Source organism: Prochlorococcus sp. MIT 1314 (assembly GCF_034093315.1).
Classification (GTDB): domain Bacteria; phylum Cyanobacteriota; class Cyanobacteriia; order PCC-6307; family Cyanobiaceae; genus Prochlorococcus_A; species Prochlorococcus_A marinus_Y.
In genome coordinates this window covers 349,792-369,058 of record NZ_CP139300.1, presented here as the reverse complement: position 1 = coordinate 369,058, position 19,267 = coordinate 349,792, and the positions used below count along the sequence as shown (strand labels likewise).

Here is a 19,267-nt window from a genome sequence, read left to right as displayed (position 1 = left end):
TTAATCTATGTTTTTTAGTTTTTCTCTCAATTGATTAGCTAGAGAGTTTCTACTTATTGAAAGTAATTTCAATGTATCTTCATGCATTTTAAGTTGTGTTTCAGCTATTTGTAACCCTTTTATTGATTCTTTTATATCTTTAGAAAGTTCATTTATCAGATACTTCTTACCTTCAAAGGTTAAAACTGGATTGCCAGATTCATTTGTGCTTTCACTCATGGATTTAACTTTTTATTAATAAGTTATTATTATAATTTCTTAATCAATTGTTTTTCACATAATTCTTTATAAATTCCATTTTCATTAAGTAAATCAATATGTTTCCCAACCTCAATAATTTCTCCCTTATCGAAGACAACTATTTTATCTGCTTCCTGAGTAGTAGCTAATCTATGAGCAATTACAATAACAGTTCTATTTTTCATGGCTCTATTAAGACCTTCTTGAACTTCTGATTCTGATTCTGCATCTAATGCACTTGTTGCCTCATCTAGGAGAAGAATGGATGGATTTCCTAATATTGCTCTTGCAATTGCTATCCTCTGTATCTGACCACCTGAAAAATTTGACCCTCTTTCAGTTATATTTGTTTCATATTTATTTGGCAGCTTTTGAATGAAGCAGTGAGCATTTGATTTTTTTGCTGATTCTATAACTTCTTCTTTGGTATAATTCCTTCCCATTCTTATTACATCAATAATCCTTCCAGAAAATAAGAAAGGCTGTTGTTGAACTAATGCAATATTTTTTCTTATATCTTTTGTATTTAATAATTTAAGATTTTTATCATCAATAAAGATTTCTCCTTTATTTGGGGTTAGAAATTTTAATATTAAGGCCATCATTGTACTCTTACCAGCCCCTGATGCTCCAACAAAAGCTGTAACTTCACCTTTTTTAATTTCTAAATTTATATTTTTAAGAACTTGATTATCTCTTTTGTATTCAAAATCTACTTTCTTGAAACTTATTTTGCCTTCAATATTTGATATACGTTTTAAATTTTCTTTATCATCTTCGATGGGTTCTAGATTTATTTTTTTTAACCTTTTTATTGATGCTTCTGCCTGTTTATAGTCATTAAAATTCGTACTCACATGGCTTATTGGATCGATAAGCATCAATATTGCAGCAAAAAAACTACTAAATTCTTCACTAGTCAGAAGGCCTAGATTAATTCTTGCGGCTCCTAATCCTAATATTGCTAATATTCCAAATGCTTCTACAAAACCTACAACAGGATGCTGAAATGCTAGTAATTTTAATGTTTTATATTTTGCTTTTTTATTTGCACTTAATCTTTTATAAAATCTATTCTCAATCCAATTTTCGGCAGCAAAAGCTCTTATCGTTGAGATTCCATTAATAGATTCTCCTATTAATCCTGCTAAGTTACTAGTTGATTCTTGACTTTTTTCAGATGCTAATAAAACTTTTCTTCCAAAACTATTAACTGAAAGAATAATCAATGGGGCCAATACAAACGTTGACAAAGTGAGTGACCAATCTAAATAAAACATATATATTATTACCGCTAATAATTGTAAGGTACATGGAATAGTATCCTGAGCTGTTTTATAAATGACTTCGCTTACTCTGTCGGCATCTTCTGTAAGTCTATATGTGATATCCCCCGCTGATAGCTTTTCAACAGAATTCATATCAATTTTTTGAATTTTGCTAAATAAATTACCTCTCATTATTTCGCTAATTTCTAAAGATGGTTTTGCTATAAAAACATCCTGTCCAAATTGAGCAATTTTTTGAATTAAAAATACTAATAATGAATTAAGTATTATGTTAGAAACTTTTGAGAGATCACCAGATCCAATTGCTGGGATTAAGTTTCCAGCTAAATAAGCTAACAAAGGCCAACAAGCTACATAAATAAGCATGCATATAAAACCCTTAATAAACCTATTTGAATATGGTCTGACTGGAGGTATTAATCGCAAGATATTATGTATTTATTATTTATCCTACTTTATCAATATTATTTGATACACAAAACAATGAAATTAGATCAATTCTTAAAATGGAAAAATTTGGTAACTTCTGGTGGAGAGGCAAAAATTTTCATTAAATCTGGATCAGTTAAAGTTAATGGTTTGATTGAAACTAGAAGGGGAAGAAAGTTAAATAAGGGAGATAAAGTTATGTTTCTAAAAAATGAATTAATTTTTGATTAGTCGACCTATTCAGCTCAGTTTATATTAATATGATTTTCTTGGAGATAGTATTTTGAGAAAATCTGTTATTGCTGGTAATTGGAAAATGCACATGACTTGTGCTGGGACAAAGTCTTATTTAGAAGAGTTTATCCCTTTAATAAAAAATATAAAAAATGATCGTAAAGTTGTTATTGCTCCCCCTTTTACAGCTATTTCAACCTTTTCTAATTATTCTGATTTTGATTATTTAGATATTGCAAGTCAAAATATTCATTGGGAAGATGAAGGAGCATTTACGGCGGAAATATCTCCAAAAATGCTTCTTGAACATCGAGTCTCATATGCAATAGTTGGTCATAGTGAACCCAGGAAATATTTTAGTGAAAGTGATGAACAAATTAATAAAAGAGCCGTTTTTGCTCAATATAGTGGACTTACTCCCATAGTTTGCGTTGGAGAAACATTAGAGCAAAGAGAAAGAGGGGAAGCAGATAGAGTTATTACTAGACAAGTTGAACAAGGGTTAGAAAATACAGATCCATCAAATCTTATAGTAGCCTACGAACCAATATGGGCTATTGGAACAGGTAAAACTTGTGAGCCTAAAGACGCTAATAAAATATGTGCATTGATTAGAAAATTAATAGGCTTTGAAGAAGTGATTATTCAATATGGAGGATCTGTTAAACCTAATAATATTGACGAAATTATGTCAATGAGTGACATAGATGGAGTTTTAGTGGGAGGAGCTTCATTAGATCCTAATAGTTTTGCCAGAATTGCAAATTATCAATAAGACAAACCCATGGCCACAAGGCTGGGGAGACAAAACTTCAATTATGGGAGTTATTAATTTAACTCCTGATTCATTTAGTGATGGTGGAGATTTAAATTCAGCAAAAAAAGTTTTAGACCAAGTTAATCAATTTTTGTGCAATGGTGCAGATATTATTGATCTTGGTGCCCAGAGTACGAGGCCTGGGGCTGAAGAAGTTGGACCTAATGTGGAAATAAAAAGGTTAATACCATATTTGAAATTAATAAAATCTGAATATCCAGATATTTTAATTTCTATTGATACTTTTAATTCTGAGGTAGCTTACGAAGCACTTTTAAATGGGGCTAATTGGATAAATGATATCACTGGAGGAAGGAGAGATAAAGAAATTTTGGAGGTCGTTTCAAAATTTAACTGCCCATTTGTCATTACCCATAGTCGTGGAAATAGTCAAAATATGAATAAACTTTCCAAATATGATAATTTATTGAGTGAGGTTAAGTTGTCTCTTGAAAGTTTAATAAAAAATGCTTTAGAGAAAAATATATCTAAAAAAAGTATTATTATCGATCCAGGTATTGGTTTTTCAAAGGATTTAAATCAAAATCTGGAAATTTTAAAAAACTTAGATGTTTTTAAAAATTTAAAATTGCCAATTTTAATTGGTGCATCAAGAAAAAGATTTATAGGGGAAATCTTAAATGAAGTAAATCCTAAAGAAAGAGATATAGGCACACTTGCAGTAAGTTGTCTCTGTTCTCAATTACATATTGATATAGTGAGAGTTCATAATGTGAAAATGAATTATCAAATTCTAAAAGTTGCCGATAGGATTTATAGAAAATAATAAAGAATTTATTCTTTTACACCTTCTATCTTATCCTCTACCTCTTGATAAAGTTCCTTCAACTGTTCAATATTTTCATCTGATGTTTCCCAATAACCTCTTCCATTAACTTCTAGTAAAGTACCAACTATTCTTCTAAAACTATTAGGGTTTAGATCCATTAATCTTTTTCTCATCTCTGCGTCATTTATAAATGTTTCATTAGTTTCTTCATACACGAAATTATCTACTTGACCACTTGTCGCACTCCAACCAAGAGTGTAATTAAGTCTGTTAGAAAGCTCTCTAACTCCTTCATATCCAGATTTGAGCATACCTTCGTACCACTTAGGATTTAAAAGTTTTGTCCTTGAGTCTAATCTGATAGTCTCTCCAAGTGTTCTAACTTGAGCATTAGAAGTGGTAGTATCTGCTATATAACTACTAGGTTCTTTGCCGTCATCTCTTAGTGTTTTAATTAATTTAGTTGGATCTGAATCAAAATAATGACTCACATCTGTAAGAGAAATCTCTGAAGAATCAAGGTTTTGGAATGTGACATCTGCTGTTTTCATAACAGATTCAAATACATCTCTTTTTTGATTCATTTCACCAGGATTATCAGCATTAAAAGCATACGTCTTGCGGGATAAATACATTTCTTGTAATTCATTTTCTTCCTCCCAAGTTGAATTTTCTACGGCTAAATTAACGTTGGAACTGTAACTTCCACTTGCATTAGAGAATACTCTTGATGAAGCCTCTCTTACAGAGGTGCCTTCTTTTTCTGCTTGTTCTAATGAATGCTTTCTTACAAAGTTAGACTCCAAAGGTTCATCAGCCTCAGCCGCTAATTTGACTGCCTGATCTATTAATGCCATTTGATTTATAAATAGGTCTCTAAATACCCCAGAACAGTTAACTACTACATCTATTCTTGGTCTCCCTAATTCTTCTAATGGTATTAATTCTAATTTGTTAATTCTCCCAACAGAGTCTGGCTTTGGTTTTACACCAACAAACCATAGGATTTGTGCTAACGATTCTCCATAAGTTTTGATGTTGTCAGTACCCCATAAAACGCAAGCAATTGTTTCAGGCCACGTTCCTTGTTCTTCCTTTTGTCTTTCAATCAATTTATCAACAACAGACTTTGCTGCAGCCACTGCTGCAGTAGTTGGAATTGATTGAGGATCAAGTGCATGGATATTTTTACCACTGGGCAAAACACCTGGATTTCTTATAGGATCTCCCCCTGGTCCAGGTAAAACATAATTTCCATCTAAAGCTTTAATGAGACTATCCATTTCTTTGTCTGCACAGACTTGTTCTAAACAGAAAAGTAAGTAGTCAAATAATTTATTTAATTCCTTCTGATTAACTTCATTAAAGCCATTTAATCGACAGACTCTAAGCCAAGCGGTTGGTAAATTTAGACCAAATACTTTAAGTAAGTCAAAAAGTTTAGAAAGAAGTGATTTCTCTAAATAAACTCTGCCATCAACTATTTTTAAAGAGTTGACCATCGCAAAAATCGATTCTCTTGCTGTCTTTATAATTTTTTCATTTAACTCTACAAATTTAAGTTCACCTTTATTATTACCATCATAAATTTGTTCAATAGTTAGACCTATGGATTCTGCAAGTAGTCCAGGAAGAGATCTTAATCCCTCTTGTTCTCTTTCTAAAGAGGCAATATTTACAAGTGTTGCAACAGCTTCTTCTGCTGTTGGGGCTTCTCCAATAGTATGAAGACCGCAAGGTAATAATCTACTTTCAATTTCCATCAATTGTTTATAGACATTACCCACAAATAAATCTCTTTCATCTAAAGAAAGTTCTTCTATGTCTTTTGAAGGGAGCTCTACATCTTTGTCAAGGTTGCATTGTTTAGAAGTCTCAACTATTGCATTAACAATTTGAATACCCCTACTATTTTCTCTTAGTTGTTGATAAGAACCAACGAGTTCACTTAGTTCTTTAAGTCCTTTGTAGAGTCCTGCATTTTCTGCAGGAGGAGTTAAATAGCTTATGGTTGAAGCATACCCTCTTCTCTTCGCAATTGTTGCTTCAGAAGGATTATTCGCAGCATAGTAATACAAATTAGGTAATGATCCAATCAGGGAATCCGGATAGCATGTTTCACTCATACCCATCTGTTTCCCTGGCATAAATTCAAGTGAGCCGTGAGTTCCAAAATGAAGAACAGCATCAGCACCCCAGATTTTTTCTACATAGGTGTAATAAGCAGCAAAACCGTGGTGAGGACTCGCACTTCTTGAATAAAGTAATCTCATTGGATCACCTTCATAACCGAATGTAGGTTGAACTCCTATAAAAACATTTCCAAAATGTTTTCCATAGATTAGAAGATTTTGTCCGTCACTATTTAGATTGCCAGGAGGTTTACCCCAATTCTCTTCAAGTCTTTGTGAATATGGTGTGAACTCTTCATATTCTTTTACTGACATCTTATGAGCAATATTTAACTCCGGAGAACCATCCATTGCTTCAGGGTTGTTAATTACTTTTTCCATTAATTCTTTTGAATTACTTGGAAGGTCATCAATTTGATATCCTTTCGATTTCATTTCAAGAAGTACTCTATAAATTGAACCGAAAACATTCAAGTATGCTGCCGTACCAACATTTCCTTTGTCTGGTGGGAAACTAAATACTGTAATAGCTAATTTTTTGTCCTTTCTTTTCTTAACCCTTAAGGTTGACCATTTTATGGCTCTTTCAGCGATTACATCAACTCTATCTTGGAGCGTATGCGCCTTACCTGTGGCATCATCACGACCTGAGAGAATAATAGGTTCAATAGCACCATCAAGCTCTGGGATTGCAATCTGAAGTGCTACCTGAACTGGGTGTAACCCTAGATCACTATCTTCCCATTCTTGTGTTGTTTGGAAGACTAATGGAAGTGCAACCATATAGGGTCTGTTTAGCCTTTTTAGAGCTTCAATAGCTCTAGGATGATCTTGTCTCGCTGGCCCACCAACTAGTGCAAATCCAGTTAGAGATACAACTCCATCAACTATAGGTTGATCTTTATTTATTGAATCATAATAGAATTCATTTACTGGTTTAGAAAAATCTAGACCCCCACAGAAGATAGGAAGTACTCTCGCACCTCTGTATTCCAATTCTTGAATAACAGCAACGTAATGAGCATCATCTCCAGTAACTATATGACTCCTTTGAAGCACTAAACCTATTGTTGGTGTTTTGTCATCTTTCGGCTTTATATCTTTCCTATTATTTTCCCAATTTTGATATTCTTTGAGACTTTCAAACATACAGGGCGCTATAGGATGCCAAATTCCCAAATCTGGAAATGTTTCAGGGTCTTGAATTTTGAATTCTTCTATTTGATCCTTAATGTTCTCTGAAACAGCGTACTTTTCAGAAATCATTAACAAGAAGTTTTTTAAGTTCTCAGTAGTACCACCTAACCAGTACTGAAAACTTAAAATAAATGTTCTTGCATCTTGAGCTTTTTCAACTGGTAGATATTTAAGTATTGACGGTAGTGTATTTAGTAATTTCAACATTGAATCTTGGAAACTTGCACCATCAGATTCTTTTTTCTTTTTTATTAAATCTCCAATAATACTTTTAGATTGACCAAGTTGGGCCATACTAAATGAACCTAACTTATTTAATCTCATTACCTCTGGCATAGAGGGGAAAATAATTGATGCTTTAAGTTTGTCTTTATATGGAGATACTGCATCAACTACTTTTTGAGCAAGATCTTCGATGAAAATTAGAGAAGCAACAAATATATCTGCATTAGCTATATCTTTTTTGAAATCTTCAAAATTACTATCATTTCTGAGTTCTTCTATAAGATAGCCGCTAAGGTCAATACCTATTGGCCCATTCATCTTATTTATTGACTTTGCAGCTTCCGTTAAGGAATTTTGGTATTGTGGCTCAAGGACAACATAAACTGCTTTTATTACAACTTTGTGTTTGTTATCCTCAACAGGAGATACTCTGCGGTTTGCTGAGCGGACCTGCGTAAACATTGATTTTCTTTAAGTATTACTACCAGCCTACGAATGAAAAGACGTTATTGTGTGCAATATAAATAGCGTGTAACAACCTTTAAAAAAATTTTTTACAAAAAAAATGATTCAAAATTCTAAAAAAACCATACCAGTACTAGTTTCCGGAGCTTTAGGTAGAATGGGAAGTGAAGTTGTGAATACTGTATTAAATTCTACAGATTGTGAACTTGTTGCCGCAATCGACATAAACGAAAAGAACAATGGCTCAAATATTTCTGAATTATTGAAGGTTAAAAATTGTGATGTTTTTGTTTCAAATGATTTTGAAGGAACTTTATGTTCTGTTAGTCAAAATTACAGAAATGAAAATATCAAACCTGTTCTGGTCGATTTTACTCATCCTGATTCTGTATATGAAAATACCAGATCAGCTATCGCATATGGTATATCACCAGTCGTAGGAACTACAGGTCTAAGCCCTTCGCAAATAAAAGACTTGTCTCTTTTTGCTAAGAAAGCATCTGTTGGTTGTGCAATAATTCCTAATTTTTCAGTAGGGATGGTTCTTCTTCAGCAGGCTGCATCTGTAGCAGCAAGATTTTATGACAATATAGAATTAATAGAGATGCATCATAATCAAAAAGCTGATTCTCCTAGTGGAACGTGTATAAAAACTGCAGAAATGATTGAAGAATATCCAAAGAAATTTAATCAGAATTTAGTAAAAGAGTCCGAGTCATTGAAAGGTGTGCGAGGAGGGGTCAGAGATTCAGGAATTAATATACATTCTGTAAGATTACCAGGATTATTAGCCCATCAGTTAGTGATTATGGGATCTCCAGGTGAAACTTACACAATTAAGCATGACACTATTGATAGAAAGGCATATATGCCAGGTGTTTTACAGGCTATTAAAAAAATAGGTAATTATGAAACTTTAGTTTACGGACTTGAAAAATTGATTTTTTAAAATGATAATTCCAATTAATTCAAATCAAATTTCAAAACTTATTCCTGCAGTGGGTACCGGAAGTCAATTTAAGTACACTTTGGGTAATCCAAGAAAAATTCTTCAAAGAGTAATAGTTTCTTCAATTGGTGGATTTATCTCATTAATCATTAGTTCGACTGGAGATCAAACAAATAATTTTTGGTTATTGCTATGTGTAGGTTTCTTTTTGTTTATCATATGGGGCCCAATTCTTGAATCAAGCAGAAAAAATTTGCAATTAAGAAAATATAAATTTTTTTCTATATTTGATGGTTATGTATCAGATATCTATAAAACAGAAAAGATTGAAAGTTCAAGAGAACAATCTAATAGGCAAGGTCGTTTAGAAGTTATAGAAAACAAAAGGACTTGGTTAGTACTTGAATTAGAAGATGAAGATGGTTATTTGGAAAAGTTAAGTTTCCCCATGGAAAATAAGCACAGTCAAATTAGGGTGGGTTCGAGTATTAGATGTTTATTAACATCTAATAACCGTAAATTTGACAGAGATTTTTATTTGACCGATGCATGGCTGCCAGAAATTAACTTATGGGTTGGGGAATACCCTTATTTATTAAGACCAGCATTTGAGGAAATTTGCTATATTTATTTGAATAGATAGTTGATGTTTATATTATCTGATGAAAAATAAATTCAATTTTAAAATTCTTGGTTCAGGTCCAACAGGTTTATTTCTTTCAATTGCACTTTCAAAATTTGATTGCAATATTTTTTTAACTGATTTATTAACAAAAGATAGATTAATTGATAAAGAAAAAACTTATGCAATTACTCACTCAACAAGAAAAATTTTATCGAAATTCAGACTTTGGGAAAAATTAGAACCATACTTATTTGCCTTTGATTCCCTTTCAATTTCAGATAGCGTAACTTCTTCTATGACAAACTTATCTATATTTGATTTAGATGATGATATAAGTTCTGCAAAAGCTATTGGCTGGGTAGTTAAACATTCAGATCTTATGACCGTATTTTTTCAAGAGATTGATAATTATGAAAATATTTTTTTTATGACACCGCAAAGATTGTTACGTAAAAAAATAATATTTGATTATCAATTCCTTTCAACAGGAGCAAACTCACTTGATAAAAAGTTGTTTGATTTTGTAGATATAAAAAAATCTTATAATCAGTCATGTTTAACTTTTAAGGTCTCTCTTAGAGGTAATTGTGAAAAGCGTGCTTATGAAATTTTTAGAAAAGAAGGCCCACTAGCATTACTTCCTTTAGAAAAAAACTTATATCAAGTGATTTGGACATCTAGTACATTAAAGGCTATTGAAAGATTAAATTCTGATAAGAATTTTTTAATGGATAATTTATCAACTATCCTGCCTGATGAATTTAAGTTAGATCAAATAATTGGCGAATTTAATATTTTTCCTGTCTCATTATCACTTAATTTTCAAGCTTTTAATTTTAAAAAATTAGTATTTGTAGGTGATGCATTTCACACATTTCACCCTGTTGGTGGTCAGGGTCTAAATATTTGTTGGAGAGATGTTAATACTATTTTTGATCTTTTTAATAAAAATATTGTTATTACTAACATGCATTTGAGTTTATTTAAATTTAAATATTTTTCAAGCAGAATTTTAGATATTATTTTTACTATGTTCATAACTGACTCTTTAATATCAATTTTTGCAAATAAAAAACTGTTCTTATTTCCAATAAGGAAGGTGTCATTTTTGCTTTTAAATAATTTTCTTTTTATAAGAAAATTAGTACTTAATCAAATGACTAAATCTTTCATTTATTCAAGAATTAAATAAAATCCATGAATAATTATTTATATAAAAATATGATAATTTTTTTAATTAATGATATTGGTTTGGAAGAGTCATCAATTGAGCTTGGTCTAAAATTATCAATTAGAAATAACACTCCATTACCAATCTTATTATGGAGTTATGGAATGTTATCTATTGAAGAACTTGATAAGTTATATTCATTTTTATTTCAAAAAGTGGAATAATTATTCTGTTATAATCTACCTATAGCGTAAAAAAGAACAATTACTGTTTTAACAAAAGGAAATCAGGTATCAAGGCAATCTATAGAGAAGCTTGATTTTTTATTATTAATTCTAGAGACCATAGATTTAAATGGTATTCAATCTCTATACGCTTTCTCAAACAGACTTAAATTAAATGATGTTTTGCCAAATAAAGTTACTATTTGGAAACTAAGGAATAATAATCCATTAAGGAAATCTTATGTGAAAAACAATATTAAATTAGAGGAATTTGATGCCTTAATTCAAATTACTGTTGAAATGGCTAGATATTTATATCCTTACATCAGAGAGATACTTCAATCTAAAGAAGATCCTAAAAAGAATACAGTTATTTGGAATGATTTTAATAATAGATTCAAAGAGTTACTTAACGAGAGGTTAAATATAAATAGTATGAGAGTTAAAAAGCTTTTAAATAATAATGGAAATGATGAGATTCTTATAATGTCATTGCTTACCTTATCCCTTTGTATCTCTAACCAGGGTTATCAAAAGTTGAAGAATTTTTTATTATAATTTTAAGATGATGCAGAATAAATTATCATTTCATCAATCTTCAGTTAGTCTCGAAATAATCGGATTACCAGATTATTCAAATAATGAAAATAATGATCAAATTTCAATAATTTCACAATGGAAATTAAGCATAATTGATAAACCACTTATTGAAGGTAAATTTGAACATTTAGGGCCAATTATGGATGCATTTTATATTTATTCAAATCTACTTATAAATAACGAAACTCCATTATATGAGTCGAAATTGATTGATATAAAAGCAGACAATCTTCACATACATAATATTGCTCTCAAGAGCTCTAAGGTAAATGTTAAACCACTTATTATAAAAATTGGCAATTCATTGCTGGCAGACACCATAAATTGTTTTGACCAATTAAATGAATCATCAAAAGTCAGGATAAAAAAATCTGTAGTTTTTAATAATATTCCTAAAAAAACAAGATTTGGCTTTCATAACAAAGTTAAATATTTTAATTTCTTTTTGCCCCCGCTTATTGCAATTTGTTCTTTAATTCTATTCTCCTCTACTTTTATTTATTTTTATAATCCCATTGAAGATAAAAATAATAATGAATTCATAAATTCAAAATGAATACTTAATAGCATCTTAATTGCTAACACGATACTATAGGATAATTTTATTTCAGAATAATTATTAATTTATTCTTATATCTTTGATGTATGGCAGATTTAAGTATCCCAAATTTAAATATGAAGACTGATAAATACATTTTTAAGAAGAAATTAAGTTTAAGAAGAAAATCTAAAAGAAGACTAATTATTGAATCTGCTTTTATGTTCATTTTGAGTCTTTTTTTAGTTTATTTAAATTATTTAATACCTAATAAGAATCAACTTTTACAGAATCTCCCTAATACTTTTAATAAATCTTTTTTGTTGTTTATTGATCTTACTTTCAATCTCTACCAAATATTTTTGGTTGTTTTTATTTTTATTTCTTCGGTGATTACTGTGTTTTTATTGATAGGATCTTTTTATAGAATATTTAGGATCGCTAAAAGAAAAAAAGTGCAATCAGTTATAAGTAATTTCAGATAGGCTGCATTAGACCGCCACTTCCTGAATCAGAATCATCATCGTCATTTTCTGTTTCTACTCCCAACAGAGCGTAAAGACCAAGTACAATTGATGACAAGATTATTGATAATGGTAAAATAGAATTTTGAATTCCGACGTCTATATATTCACCCATTTAATAAAAATTTTTTTTAAACCTAACCGAAATTAAACTCTTTCGCGGATTTTAATTAATTATTTAATAATTTATTCTTTTTTACTTAGAAGATCTTTGTCAAAATTATTTATTTCTTTTACAAATAACCCAAACCAAAACATTAATTGATCTATTTGATTTTGAATTTCAGTAACTCCTAAACCCCTTATAGTTATTATTGAAATTAGTTCACCTTCATCAAAATTAAATTTATTTTGAACACTACTTGGTAATGAATTTTTAAGTGTTAAGAAAGTAGATTTCTTTAATTTTGTCTCTATAAGTATGTTTGGTTTTTTAAGTTTTATTTTGTTAAAACCGCATCTTTTAGCTAGTAATTTCAGTCTCATTAACATAATTAATGCTTCAACAGGTTTGGGCAAGGTTCCATATCTATTTAACCAGTCTGTAGCTAATTCAGTTAATTCATTACTATTAGAACATTCAGTAGCAGATTTATAAGCGTCAAGCTTTTCTTCTCGGTTTAATATCCATGTTGCAGGTATAAATGCATTTATTGGGAGATCAATTTGTGTGTCACTAACTTCTGGTATTTCTTGTCCACTTATTTCTGAAATAGCCTCGTGGAGCATTTCAATGTACAAATCATAGCCAATAGCATTAACTTTCCCACTTTGTTCTTCTCCTAGTAAACTTCCAACTCCTCTTATTTCCATATCTTTCATTGCAAGTTGGTATCCACTTCCTAGTTCCGAAAAGTCTTTTATCGCTTTTAATCTTTGTTTTGCAGCATCATTGATTTTATTTATATTTGGATAGAATAACCAGGCATGAGCTTGTACTCCGCTTCTTCCAACTCTTCCTCTTAGTTGATATAGTTGTGAAAGTCCAAATTTATGAGAGTCCTCAATAATAATTGTATTTACTTTCGGGATGTCTAATCCACTTTCAATTATTGTTGTGCATATCATAAGATCTACTTCGCCATTATTGAAAGCGATCATTGCATTCTCAAGCTCTGTTTCATTCATTTGTCCATGTGCAACAATAAATTTTAAGTTCGAAAACATGTTTCTTAATTTACTTACAGCCTGTTCAATATCAGAAATCCTTGGAAGAACATAAAATATTTGACCTCCCCTATCAAGTTCTTGACTTATTGCTGTTCGTATTACGTCCATATCTATTTCAGATAAATATGTTTTAATCGATCTTCGTGATGGAGGAGGAGTATTTAGTAAGCTCATTTGTCTAAGTCCAGATAAGCTCATATAAAGAGTTCTTGGAATAGGAGTTGCAGAAAGAGTTAAAACGTCAATATTGTTTTTAATTTTTTTAATTTTCTCTTTTTGCTTTACTCCAAATCTTTGTTCTTCATCAATAACGAGTAGTCCTAAATTTTTAATTTCTATTTCTTTTCCTAATATTTGGTGTGTTGCAACTACTAAATCAATTTTGTTATTTTTTAATCCTGCATAGATCTCCTTTCTCTCATTAAGGGTTTTGAATCTATTGAGTAATGAAACTTTTATTGGGTAAGGTGAAAATCTATTATTTATTGTTCTCCAATGTTGCTGAGCTAGGATTGTTGTAGGAGCTAATAATATTGCCTGTTTGCCTGATGTTATAGCCTTGAAAATAGCTCTAACAGCAACCTCTGTTTTTCCAAAGCCAACATCTCCACAGACTAATCTATCCATTGGCTTATCGCTTTCCATATCTGATTTAATTTCTTTTACAGCAGTAATTTGATCAGGCGTTGGTTGATAAGGGAATGATTCCTCTAATTCGTTTTGCCATGGTCCATCTTCTGGATAAATATGTCCCTTAAGTTTCTCTCTCTTCGCATAAAGTTTTAAAATATCGATAGCAACTTTTTTGATTAGCTTCTTGTTTTTATCTTTTATTCTTACCCACTCTGTTCCTCCTAATTTATTTATTTTTGGCTTTATATTTCCGCTTGATCTATATCTATTAACACTACCGAGTTGATCAGCTGCAACACTTATTTTCCCATCTTGATACTGAATAACTAAATAATCTCTTGAATCTCCAGTTATATTAATTTTTTCTATTTTTATAAATTGTCCTATTCCGTGATTCTTATGAACTATAAAATCTCCCGGACTAATCTTATTAACATTTATATTTGAGTTGACACTTCTTTTCTTTCTTCTTATGAATACATTATTAAAAAGAGATTGTTGTGAAAATATTTCTTTATCTGTTATTAGGACAATTTTCCATATTGGAAGATAAAAACCCTCGATTTCATAATTATTCTTATTTTTTATAATTAATGGAGTGGACTTATTAATTGACTTAAATGCTTCATCAATATCATTAGGATTATTTAAAAAATTTGTATTACATTCGTGCTCAAAAAGTAATGTTCTAGTCCTTAATGGTTGAGCAGATAATATCCATACTTTATCTTTATTTTCTATATTTTTATTTATATCATTAGATAATTTTCCTATGTTTTTAGAATATGAATTTAATCTTTTATCGTTTAATAGAAATCTATTATTAATATTTTCTTTTGATTCAAATTCATATAATTTGATTAATTTTAAATTTCGAAGTGAATTTAATACTTCTTCAAACTTTAAATGCAAATTAGGTGTGGCTTCGAAATAAATACTATTATTTTTTAAATTTTCGTTTAATTCGTTTTTACAATTATCAAAATTATTTTCTGAATCTAGATACCAATTATTTGCAAATTTTTTACAATCCTCTATTTCATCAATTACGATAATTGTCTCCTTATTAATGAAATCTATTATATTTGAGGGCTCTTTTTCAATTACTCCTAAATAACGATCAAGATTATTTTTATTTATTTCTTTTGAATTAAAAACACTGTTCTCGGATAAATTATTTAACTTATCTTTTATTAGTAAATCAAATCCAGCCTGTATTATTTCAATATTATTGATACTTTCTAGTGTTTTTTGTGTATTTGGATCATATTCTCTTATCTTTTCAATTACATTATCAAAAAATTCTATTCTTATAGGAAACTCATTATTGACAGGATAAATATCTATTATTTCCCCTCTCCTACTCCAAAATCCTTCTGAAGAAGTTATATTTTCTTTTGTATATCCCAGCATAGTAAGTTTATTTGCTAATTCTTGAATCTCAATTTGAACCCCTTTTTGCAAATCTAATTTGTTTTCAATTACTAAGTTTTTATTTATTAGATGAGGTTGTAGTGACCTCTCTGTAGAGATAACAATATTAAGTTCCTTTTTCTCTTTTTTTATTAATTTGGATAAAACAGTAAGCTGGGTAAATTCAATCTCTTTGGATTTATTAATTGTGGCGTATGGTAGATGCTCTGTTGGTGGATAATATAAAACTTCTCTAGCATTTATACTTTCAAAATATCCAATCCATTTGTATGCAATTTCTACATTAGGACAAATTAATAATATATTCTTTTTCTCTTTTTTTGCGATGCTATCTAAGATTATTGATTTTGCATATCTACTTGAACCAACAATATTTAATTCTTTATTTTTTGAAATTCTTTTTATTAATTCAGATGTAATTTGTGAGTTCGAAATATAATCAACTAAAGTATTTAAACTCATTTATAGTTATCAATCTTGATTACAAATAACCGATCCATTATATTAGATTTTATACTGATTGTGAATAATATTTGATGGATTCAGCTGCAATAAATTCTTTTATACCCACACTAGATCAAGTAGACAGTTGGTACGAAATCATTACACTTTTACCAATATTAATTGCTCTGGAATTATTATTATCGGCTGATAATGCTGTGGCACTAGCTTCTCTTACTAAATCCCTCGACAGTTCAGAATTAAGGTCAAGAGCCCTAAATATTGGTATAACAATATCTTTATTATTTAGAATTATTCTCATCATATTATCTAATGTTCTTCTAAAGTTTACCCTTATTAGGGTTTTTGCTGGTTTTTATTTAATATACTTATTTTTCTCTAATGTTTTTTTAAATTCAGATATAGAAAACGCTGAAAATGGCACAGATAATAATAAAAAAAATTTTAGGTTCTTAAGGGTTGTTGCTCTTCTTTCAATTACTGATTTTGCATTTTCCATAGACAGTATTACTACAGCGGTAGCTATCAGCGATCAATACATATTAATTATATTTGGAGCAGTAATTGGAGTATTAGCATTAAGATTTACATCGGGGATTTTTCTAAAACTTTTGGATATATTTTCTAGATTAGAAAAAGCCGGTTACGTAGCAATTTTAATTGTTGGGATTAAGCTTTTACTAAATACTTTAATTAAAGAGTCTATTCTTCCAGACTATTATTTTTATATCTTGATTCTTTTTGCTTTCATTTGGGGATTCTCTAAAAAAGAATCTAAAACTTAATCTGAGAGATATTCACCTACTGATGGCTTTAACTGTTGTATCAATTGATTTTTGCTAGATATGTTTTTGCCTTCAAGTTTTGCTTCTAACAAAATAATCGGATCAGTTTCAGTTGAAATTATTATTCCTTTATTTTCTATGACAGCAAGAATAATACCTGGTTTTGAATAGTTGTTCATGAAAATGTATTTTTCATTCTTAATTTCATCACTACTCAAAACTTTGATTTTAATTATTTTTAGGTTCTTACCTCTAAAAGTTGTATTTGCTCGCGGGTATAAAGCTTTTATTTGTCTAGAAATTTTATTTGCCTCATTACCCCAATTAACGTTAAAGTCTGATTTTTCAATCATTCTTGCGTATGATATTTCTCTTCCAAGAGTATTTTGTTTTGTTAATTGAGTATTTATTTTTTTATTAATATTATCTTCGAGTAAAGATGTGGCATTTAAAAATAATTTTGCAGATAAAATACTAAGTTTTTCTGTAAGTGTATTTAAATTATCATTATTATCGATTTTAATTTTTTCTTCCAACAATAAATCGCCAGTATCTAGTCCCTCATTCATTTTCATAATTCCTACTCCAGTAGATTCATCGCCTTTCATTAGGGACCATTGGATTGGAGCAGCACCACGCCATCTTGGAAGTAATGAAGCATGTGCATTCCAACAACCAAGTTTTGGAATTTCCAATATCTCTTTGGGTAAAATTTTCCCATAAGCTATAACAATAAATAAATCACAAGATAGTGATTTAAGTTCATTGATAAAATGTATATTGTCCCTGATTTTGTCTGGAGTATAAACTTTTATAGATTCTTGCTCGGCAAAGTTTTTAACAGGTGAAGATATTAATTTATTTCCCCTAGACCTTTTCTTATCCGGTTGGCTAACTACTGCAATTACCTCGTGTTTAGATTTAATAAAAATATCAAGGCTGGCAAGTGAATATTCAGGTGTACCCCAGAATACAATTCTCACGCGTCACCAGTTATTGATAATTCATCTACCCATATATGTGGAGAAATCCCATTTGTTGTTACCTCTTGGTTTGATTCGATATTTACGATATTTTTCAAAAGATATTTAATATCACCTGCGACAGTTGCAGATTCTATTGAAATTTTTGTACCGTTTTTATAAAGCCATCCATCAAATGGAAGAGAGAATGAACCTTGACTCGCTCGGACACCTGCATGGATTGCATTTAGTTCTTCAATATAAACAAATTCTCCCTCATAAGTAGAGTGATTTAATGATGTTTTGAGATCAATGTTTTCCTCTGATTTCTCAACTACTATCCAATCAGGAGATACTGAAACTTTTGATCCTAGTCCAGCGTGGCCTGTGGGGATTGTTTTAAATATTCTTGCAGTTGATTCAGAATGTATAAAATTTTCAATTCGCCCTTTGTTAATTATACATAGTCTTTTGGTAGGAGTTCCCTCTCCATCAAATGGTGATGAAGAAATATTCTTTTCGTGAAGACCATCATCATAAATATTAAGTGCTTCTGTAGATAGTTTCTCTCCAATAGAATTTTTATTAGATAAGCTAACTCCATCTAAAATGCTTCTAGCATTAAACATTGAACTAAAGGCATTAATAATCGTTAAAAAAGACTCTGGGGAAAAACATATTAAATATTTATCAGTTTTAATAGATGAATAATTTAAATGAGAAATTGTTTTATTAGAAGCGTCTTTAATACACGACTCTATATCAATATCTTCAACTCCATATCCAAGTTTTACGGAACCTGAGCTACGAGGTTTCTTATCTTTCTCCTCTGCTCTTGCATATAGATAAAGTGCAGCTTGACTTTTGGTATAACTCCGAAAGGCACCATCACTATTTGCATAAACTCTTTCATAAAAACTCTCAGATAGACCATTATATGGAACAGATTTTATGGATTCATGACTTTCTAATAGTTTTACTTCTGCTTCTCTTAAAAGCGTAAGTAATTTTTTAATTCCAACAGGATTTCTTTTTTTTGCATCCTTAACTTCAATAGGATCCTTGGCTAGTGGTGAGAATTCCGTTCTTTCATTCTTGTTGCCAAAATCAGATGCAATATTTGCTTGATTTAGAGCCTTTTTAATACCAGATTCACTGATATCACTTGTTGTTGTAATACCAACTAAATTAGATTCGTTCCAAACTCTTAAAGTTAAAATTTGCTTTTGTGATGCCTTAAGTTGTTTAGCCTCACCTTTATCTACTTGCACAGAATAATCATTAGAAAAGCTTGCCCCATAATCCCATTTTTTAAGATTTAGGAAATCTGCAGCTTTGGAGATTTGTGTTGTAATTTCTTTTGAATTCATAT

17 protein-coding genes are annotated in these 19,267 nt (G+C 30.2%); 10 read left to right on the top strand and 7 right to left on the bottom strand.

The features are described from left to right. On the bottom strand, positions 1-219 hold the full coding sequence (locus tag SOI86_RS02115) for a DUF6447 family protein (protein ID WP_320681968.1): 219 nt from the start codon (positions 217-219) through the stop codon (positions 1-3). Positions 220-248: 29 nt separating this feature from the next. Continuing rightward, positions 249-1,895 (bottom strand): ABC transporter ATP-binding protein, encoded by a 1,647-nt coding sequence (locus SOI86_RS02110; protein ID WP_320682489.1) that lies wholly within the window; start codon positions 1,893-1,895, stop codon positions 249-251. Positions 1,896-2,012: 117 nt separating this feature from the next. Here SOI86_RS02110 and SOI86_RS02105 point away from each other — a divergent pair, with 117 nt between their 5' ends. From SOI86_RS02105 to folP, 3 genes are read left to right on the top strand one after another with little or no spacing between them, the layout of a single operon-like run. After that, on the top strand, positions 2,013-2,189 hold the full coding sequence (locus SOI86_RS02105) for an RNA-binding S4 domain-containing protein (protein ID WP_320681967.1): 177 nt from the start codon (positions 2,013-2,015) through the stop codon (positions 2,187-2,189). A gap of 52 nt (positions 2,190-2,241) precedes the next feature. Next, the gene (tpiA, locus tag SOI86_RS02100) at positions 2,242-2,967 is read left to right on the top strand and encodes a triose-phosphate isomerase (RefSeq protein ID WP_320681966.1); all 726 of its coding nucleotides are present in this window, start codon (positions 2,242-2,244) and stop codon (positions 2,965-2,967) included. After that, positions 2,951-3,796, top strand: a complete 846-nt coding sequence (folP, locus tag SOI86_RS02095) for a dihydropteroate synthase (RefSeq protein WP_320682488.1) — start codon at positions 2,951-2,953, stop codon at positions 3,794-3,796. The genes tpiA and folP overlap by 17 nt, the downstream gene beginning before the upstream one ends. Positions 3,797-3,804: 8 nt before the next feature. Here the strand turns inward: folP and SOI86_RS02090 are convergent, their stop codons facing one another. Then, positions 3,805-7,815, bottom strand: a complete 4,011-nt coding sequence (locus SOI86_RS02090) for a magnesium chelatase subunit H (protein WP_320681965.1) — start codon at positions 7,813-7,815, stop codon at positions 3,805-3,807. Positions 7,816-7,918: 103 nt separating this feature from the next. Here SOI86_RS02090 and dapB point away from each other — a divergent pair, with 103 nt between their 5' ends. From dapB to SOI86_RS02060, 6 genes are read left to right on the top strand one after another with little or no spacing between them, the layout of a single operon-like run. Then, positions 7,919-8,767 (top strand): 4-hydroxy-tetrahydrodipicolinate reductase, encoded by an 849-nt coding sequence (gene dapB / locus SOI86_RS02085; protein ID WP_320681964.1) that lies wholly within the window; start codon positions 7,919-7,921, stop codon positions 8,765-8,767. 1 nt (position 8,768) lies between these two features. Next, on the top strand, positions 8,769-9,410 hold the full coding sequence (locus SOI86_RS02080; protein ID WP_320681963.1) for a hypothetical protein: 642 nt from the start codon (positions 8,769-8,771) through the stop codon (positions 9,408-9,410). Between the two features lie 19 nt (positions 9,411-9,429). After that, positions 9,430-10,584, top strand: a complete 1,155-nt coding sequence (locus tag SOI86_RS02075; protein ID WP_320681962.1) for an FAD-dependent monooxygenase — start codon at positions 9,430-9,432, stop codon at positions 10,582-10,584. Positions 10,585-10,613: 29 nt separating this feature from the next. Then, positions 10,614-10,787 carry a DUF2949 domain-containing protein gene (locus tag SOI86_RS02070; protein ID WP_414477940.1) on the top strand — a complete coding sequence of 58 codons (174 nt, stop codon included), beginning with the start codon at positions 10,614-10,616 and terminating at the stop codon, positions 10,785-10,787. A 39-nt stretch (positions 10,788-10,826) separates the two neighbouring features. Beyond that, positions 10,827-11,345 carry a DUF3038 domain-containing protein gene (locus SOI86_RS02065; RefSeq protein WP_320682487.1) on the top strand — a complete coding sequence of 173 codons (519 nt, stop codon included), beginning with the start codon at positions 10,827-10,829 and terminating at the stop codon, positions 11,343-11,345. Positions 11,346-11,352: 7 nt separating this feature from the next. Further along, entirely contained in the window at positions 11,353-11,943 is a 591-nt protein-coding gene (locus SOI86_RS02060) for a DUF4335 domain-containing protein (protein WP_414477939.1), read from the top strand. Positions 11,944-12,402: 459 nt separating this feature from the next. On the opposite strand, the gene SOI86_RS02055 is transcribed toward SOI86_RS02060, so the two are convergent. Continuing rightward, a complete protein-coding gene (locus SOI86_RS02055) occupies positions 12,403-12,564 on the bottom strand; it encodes a hypothetical protein (protein WP_320681959.1) in 162 nt (53 codons plus the stop codon). Positions 12,565-12,635: 71 nt separating this feature from the next. After that, positions 12,636-16,148 (bottom strand): transcription-repair coupling factor, encoded by a 3,513-nt coding sequence (gene mfd / locus SOI86_RS02050; protein ID WP_320681958.1) that lies wholly within the window; start codon positions 16,146-16,148, stop codon positions 12,636-12,638. 74 nt (positions 16,149-16,222) lie between these two features. Between mfd and SOI86_RS02045 the strand changes: the two genes are divergently transcribed. Next, the gene (locus tag SOI86_RS02045; protein WP_320681957.1) at positions 16,223-16,933 is read left to right on the top strand and encodes a TerC family protein; all 711 of its coding nucleotides are present in this window, start codon (positions 16,223-16,225) and stop codon (positions 16,931-16,933) included. Here SOI86_RS02045 and fmt read toward each other — a convergent pair. Both fmt and SOI86_RS02035 read right to left on the bottom strand, forming a co-directional pair. Then, a complete protein-coding gene (gene fmt, locus SOI86_RS02040; protein WP_320681956.1) occupies positions 16,930-17,916 on the bottom strand; it encodes a methionyl-tRNA formyltransferase in 987 nt (328 codons plus the stop codon). The two genes, SOI86_RS02045 and fmt, sit on opposite strands and share 4 nt — an antisense overlap. After that, positions 17,913-19,265 (bottom strand): TldD/PmbA family protein, encoded by a 1,353-nt coding sequence (locus tag SOI86_RS02035; RefSeq protein WP_320681955.1) that lies wholly within the window; start codon positions 19,263-19,265, stop codon positions 17,913-17,915. The genes fmt and SOI86_RS02035 overlap by 4 nt, the downstream gene beginning before the upstream one ends. Positions 19,266-19,267: the final 2 nt, after the last annotated feature.

Coding starts and splice junctions, on each gene's coding strand:
- SOI86_RS02115 (WP_320681968.1), bottom strand. CDS start 219: ATGAGTGAAAGCACAAATGAATCTGGCAATCCAGTTTTAACCTTTGAA.
- SOI86_RS02110 (WP_320682489.1), bottom strand. CDS start 1,895: ATGCTTATTTATGTAGCTTGTTGGCCTTTGTTAGCTTATTTAGCTGGA.
- SOI86_RS02105 (WP_320681967.1), top strand. CDS start 2,013: ATGAAATTAGATCAATTCTTAAAATGGAAAAATTTGGTAACTTCTGGT.
- SOI86_RS02090 (WP_320681965.1), bottom strand. CDS start 7,815: ATGTTTACGCAGGTCCGCTCAGCAAACCGCAGAGTATCTCCTGTTGAG.
- dapB (WP_320681964.1), top strand. CDS start 7,919: ATGATTCAAAATTCTAAAAAAACCATACCAGTACTAGTTTCCGGAGCT.
- SOI86_RS02080 (WP_320681963.1), top strand. CDS start 8,769: ATGATAATTCCAATTAATTCAAATCAAATTTCAAAACTTATTCCTGCA.
- SOI86_RS02075 (WP_320681962.1), top strand. CDS start 9,430: ATGAAAAATAAATTCAATTTTAAAATTCTTGGTTCAGGTCCAACAGGT.
- SOI86_RS02070 (WP_414477940.1), top strand. CDS start 10,614: ATGATAATTTTTTTAATTAATGATATTGGTTTGGAAGAGTCATCAATT.
- SOI86_RS02060 (WP_414477939.1), top strand. CDS start 11,353: ATGATGCAGAATAAATTATCATTTCATCAATCTTCAGTTAGTCTCGAA.
- SOI86_RS02055 (WP_320681959.1), bottom strand. CDS start 12,564: ATGGGTGAATATATAGACGTCGGAATTCAAAATTCTATTTTACCATTA.
- mfd (WP_320681958.1), bottom strand. CDS start 16,148: ATGAGTTTAAATACTTTAGTTGATTATATTTCGAACTCACAAATTACA.
- SOI86_RS02045 (WP_320681957.1), top strand. CDS start 16,223: ATGGATTCAGCTGCAATAAATTCTTTTATACCCACACTAGATCAAGTA.
- SOI86_RS02035 (WP_320681955.1), bottom strand. CDS start 19,265: ATGAATTCAAAAGAAATTACAACACAAATCTCCAAAGCTGCAGATTTC.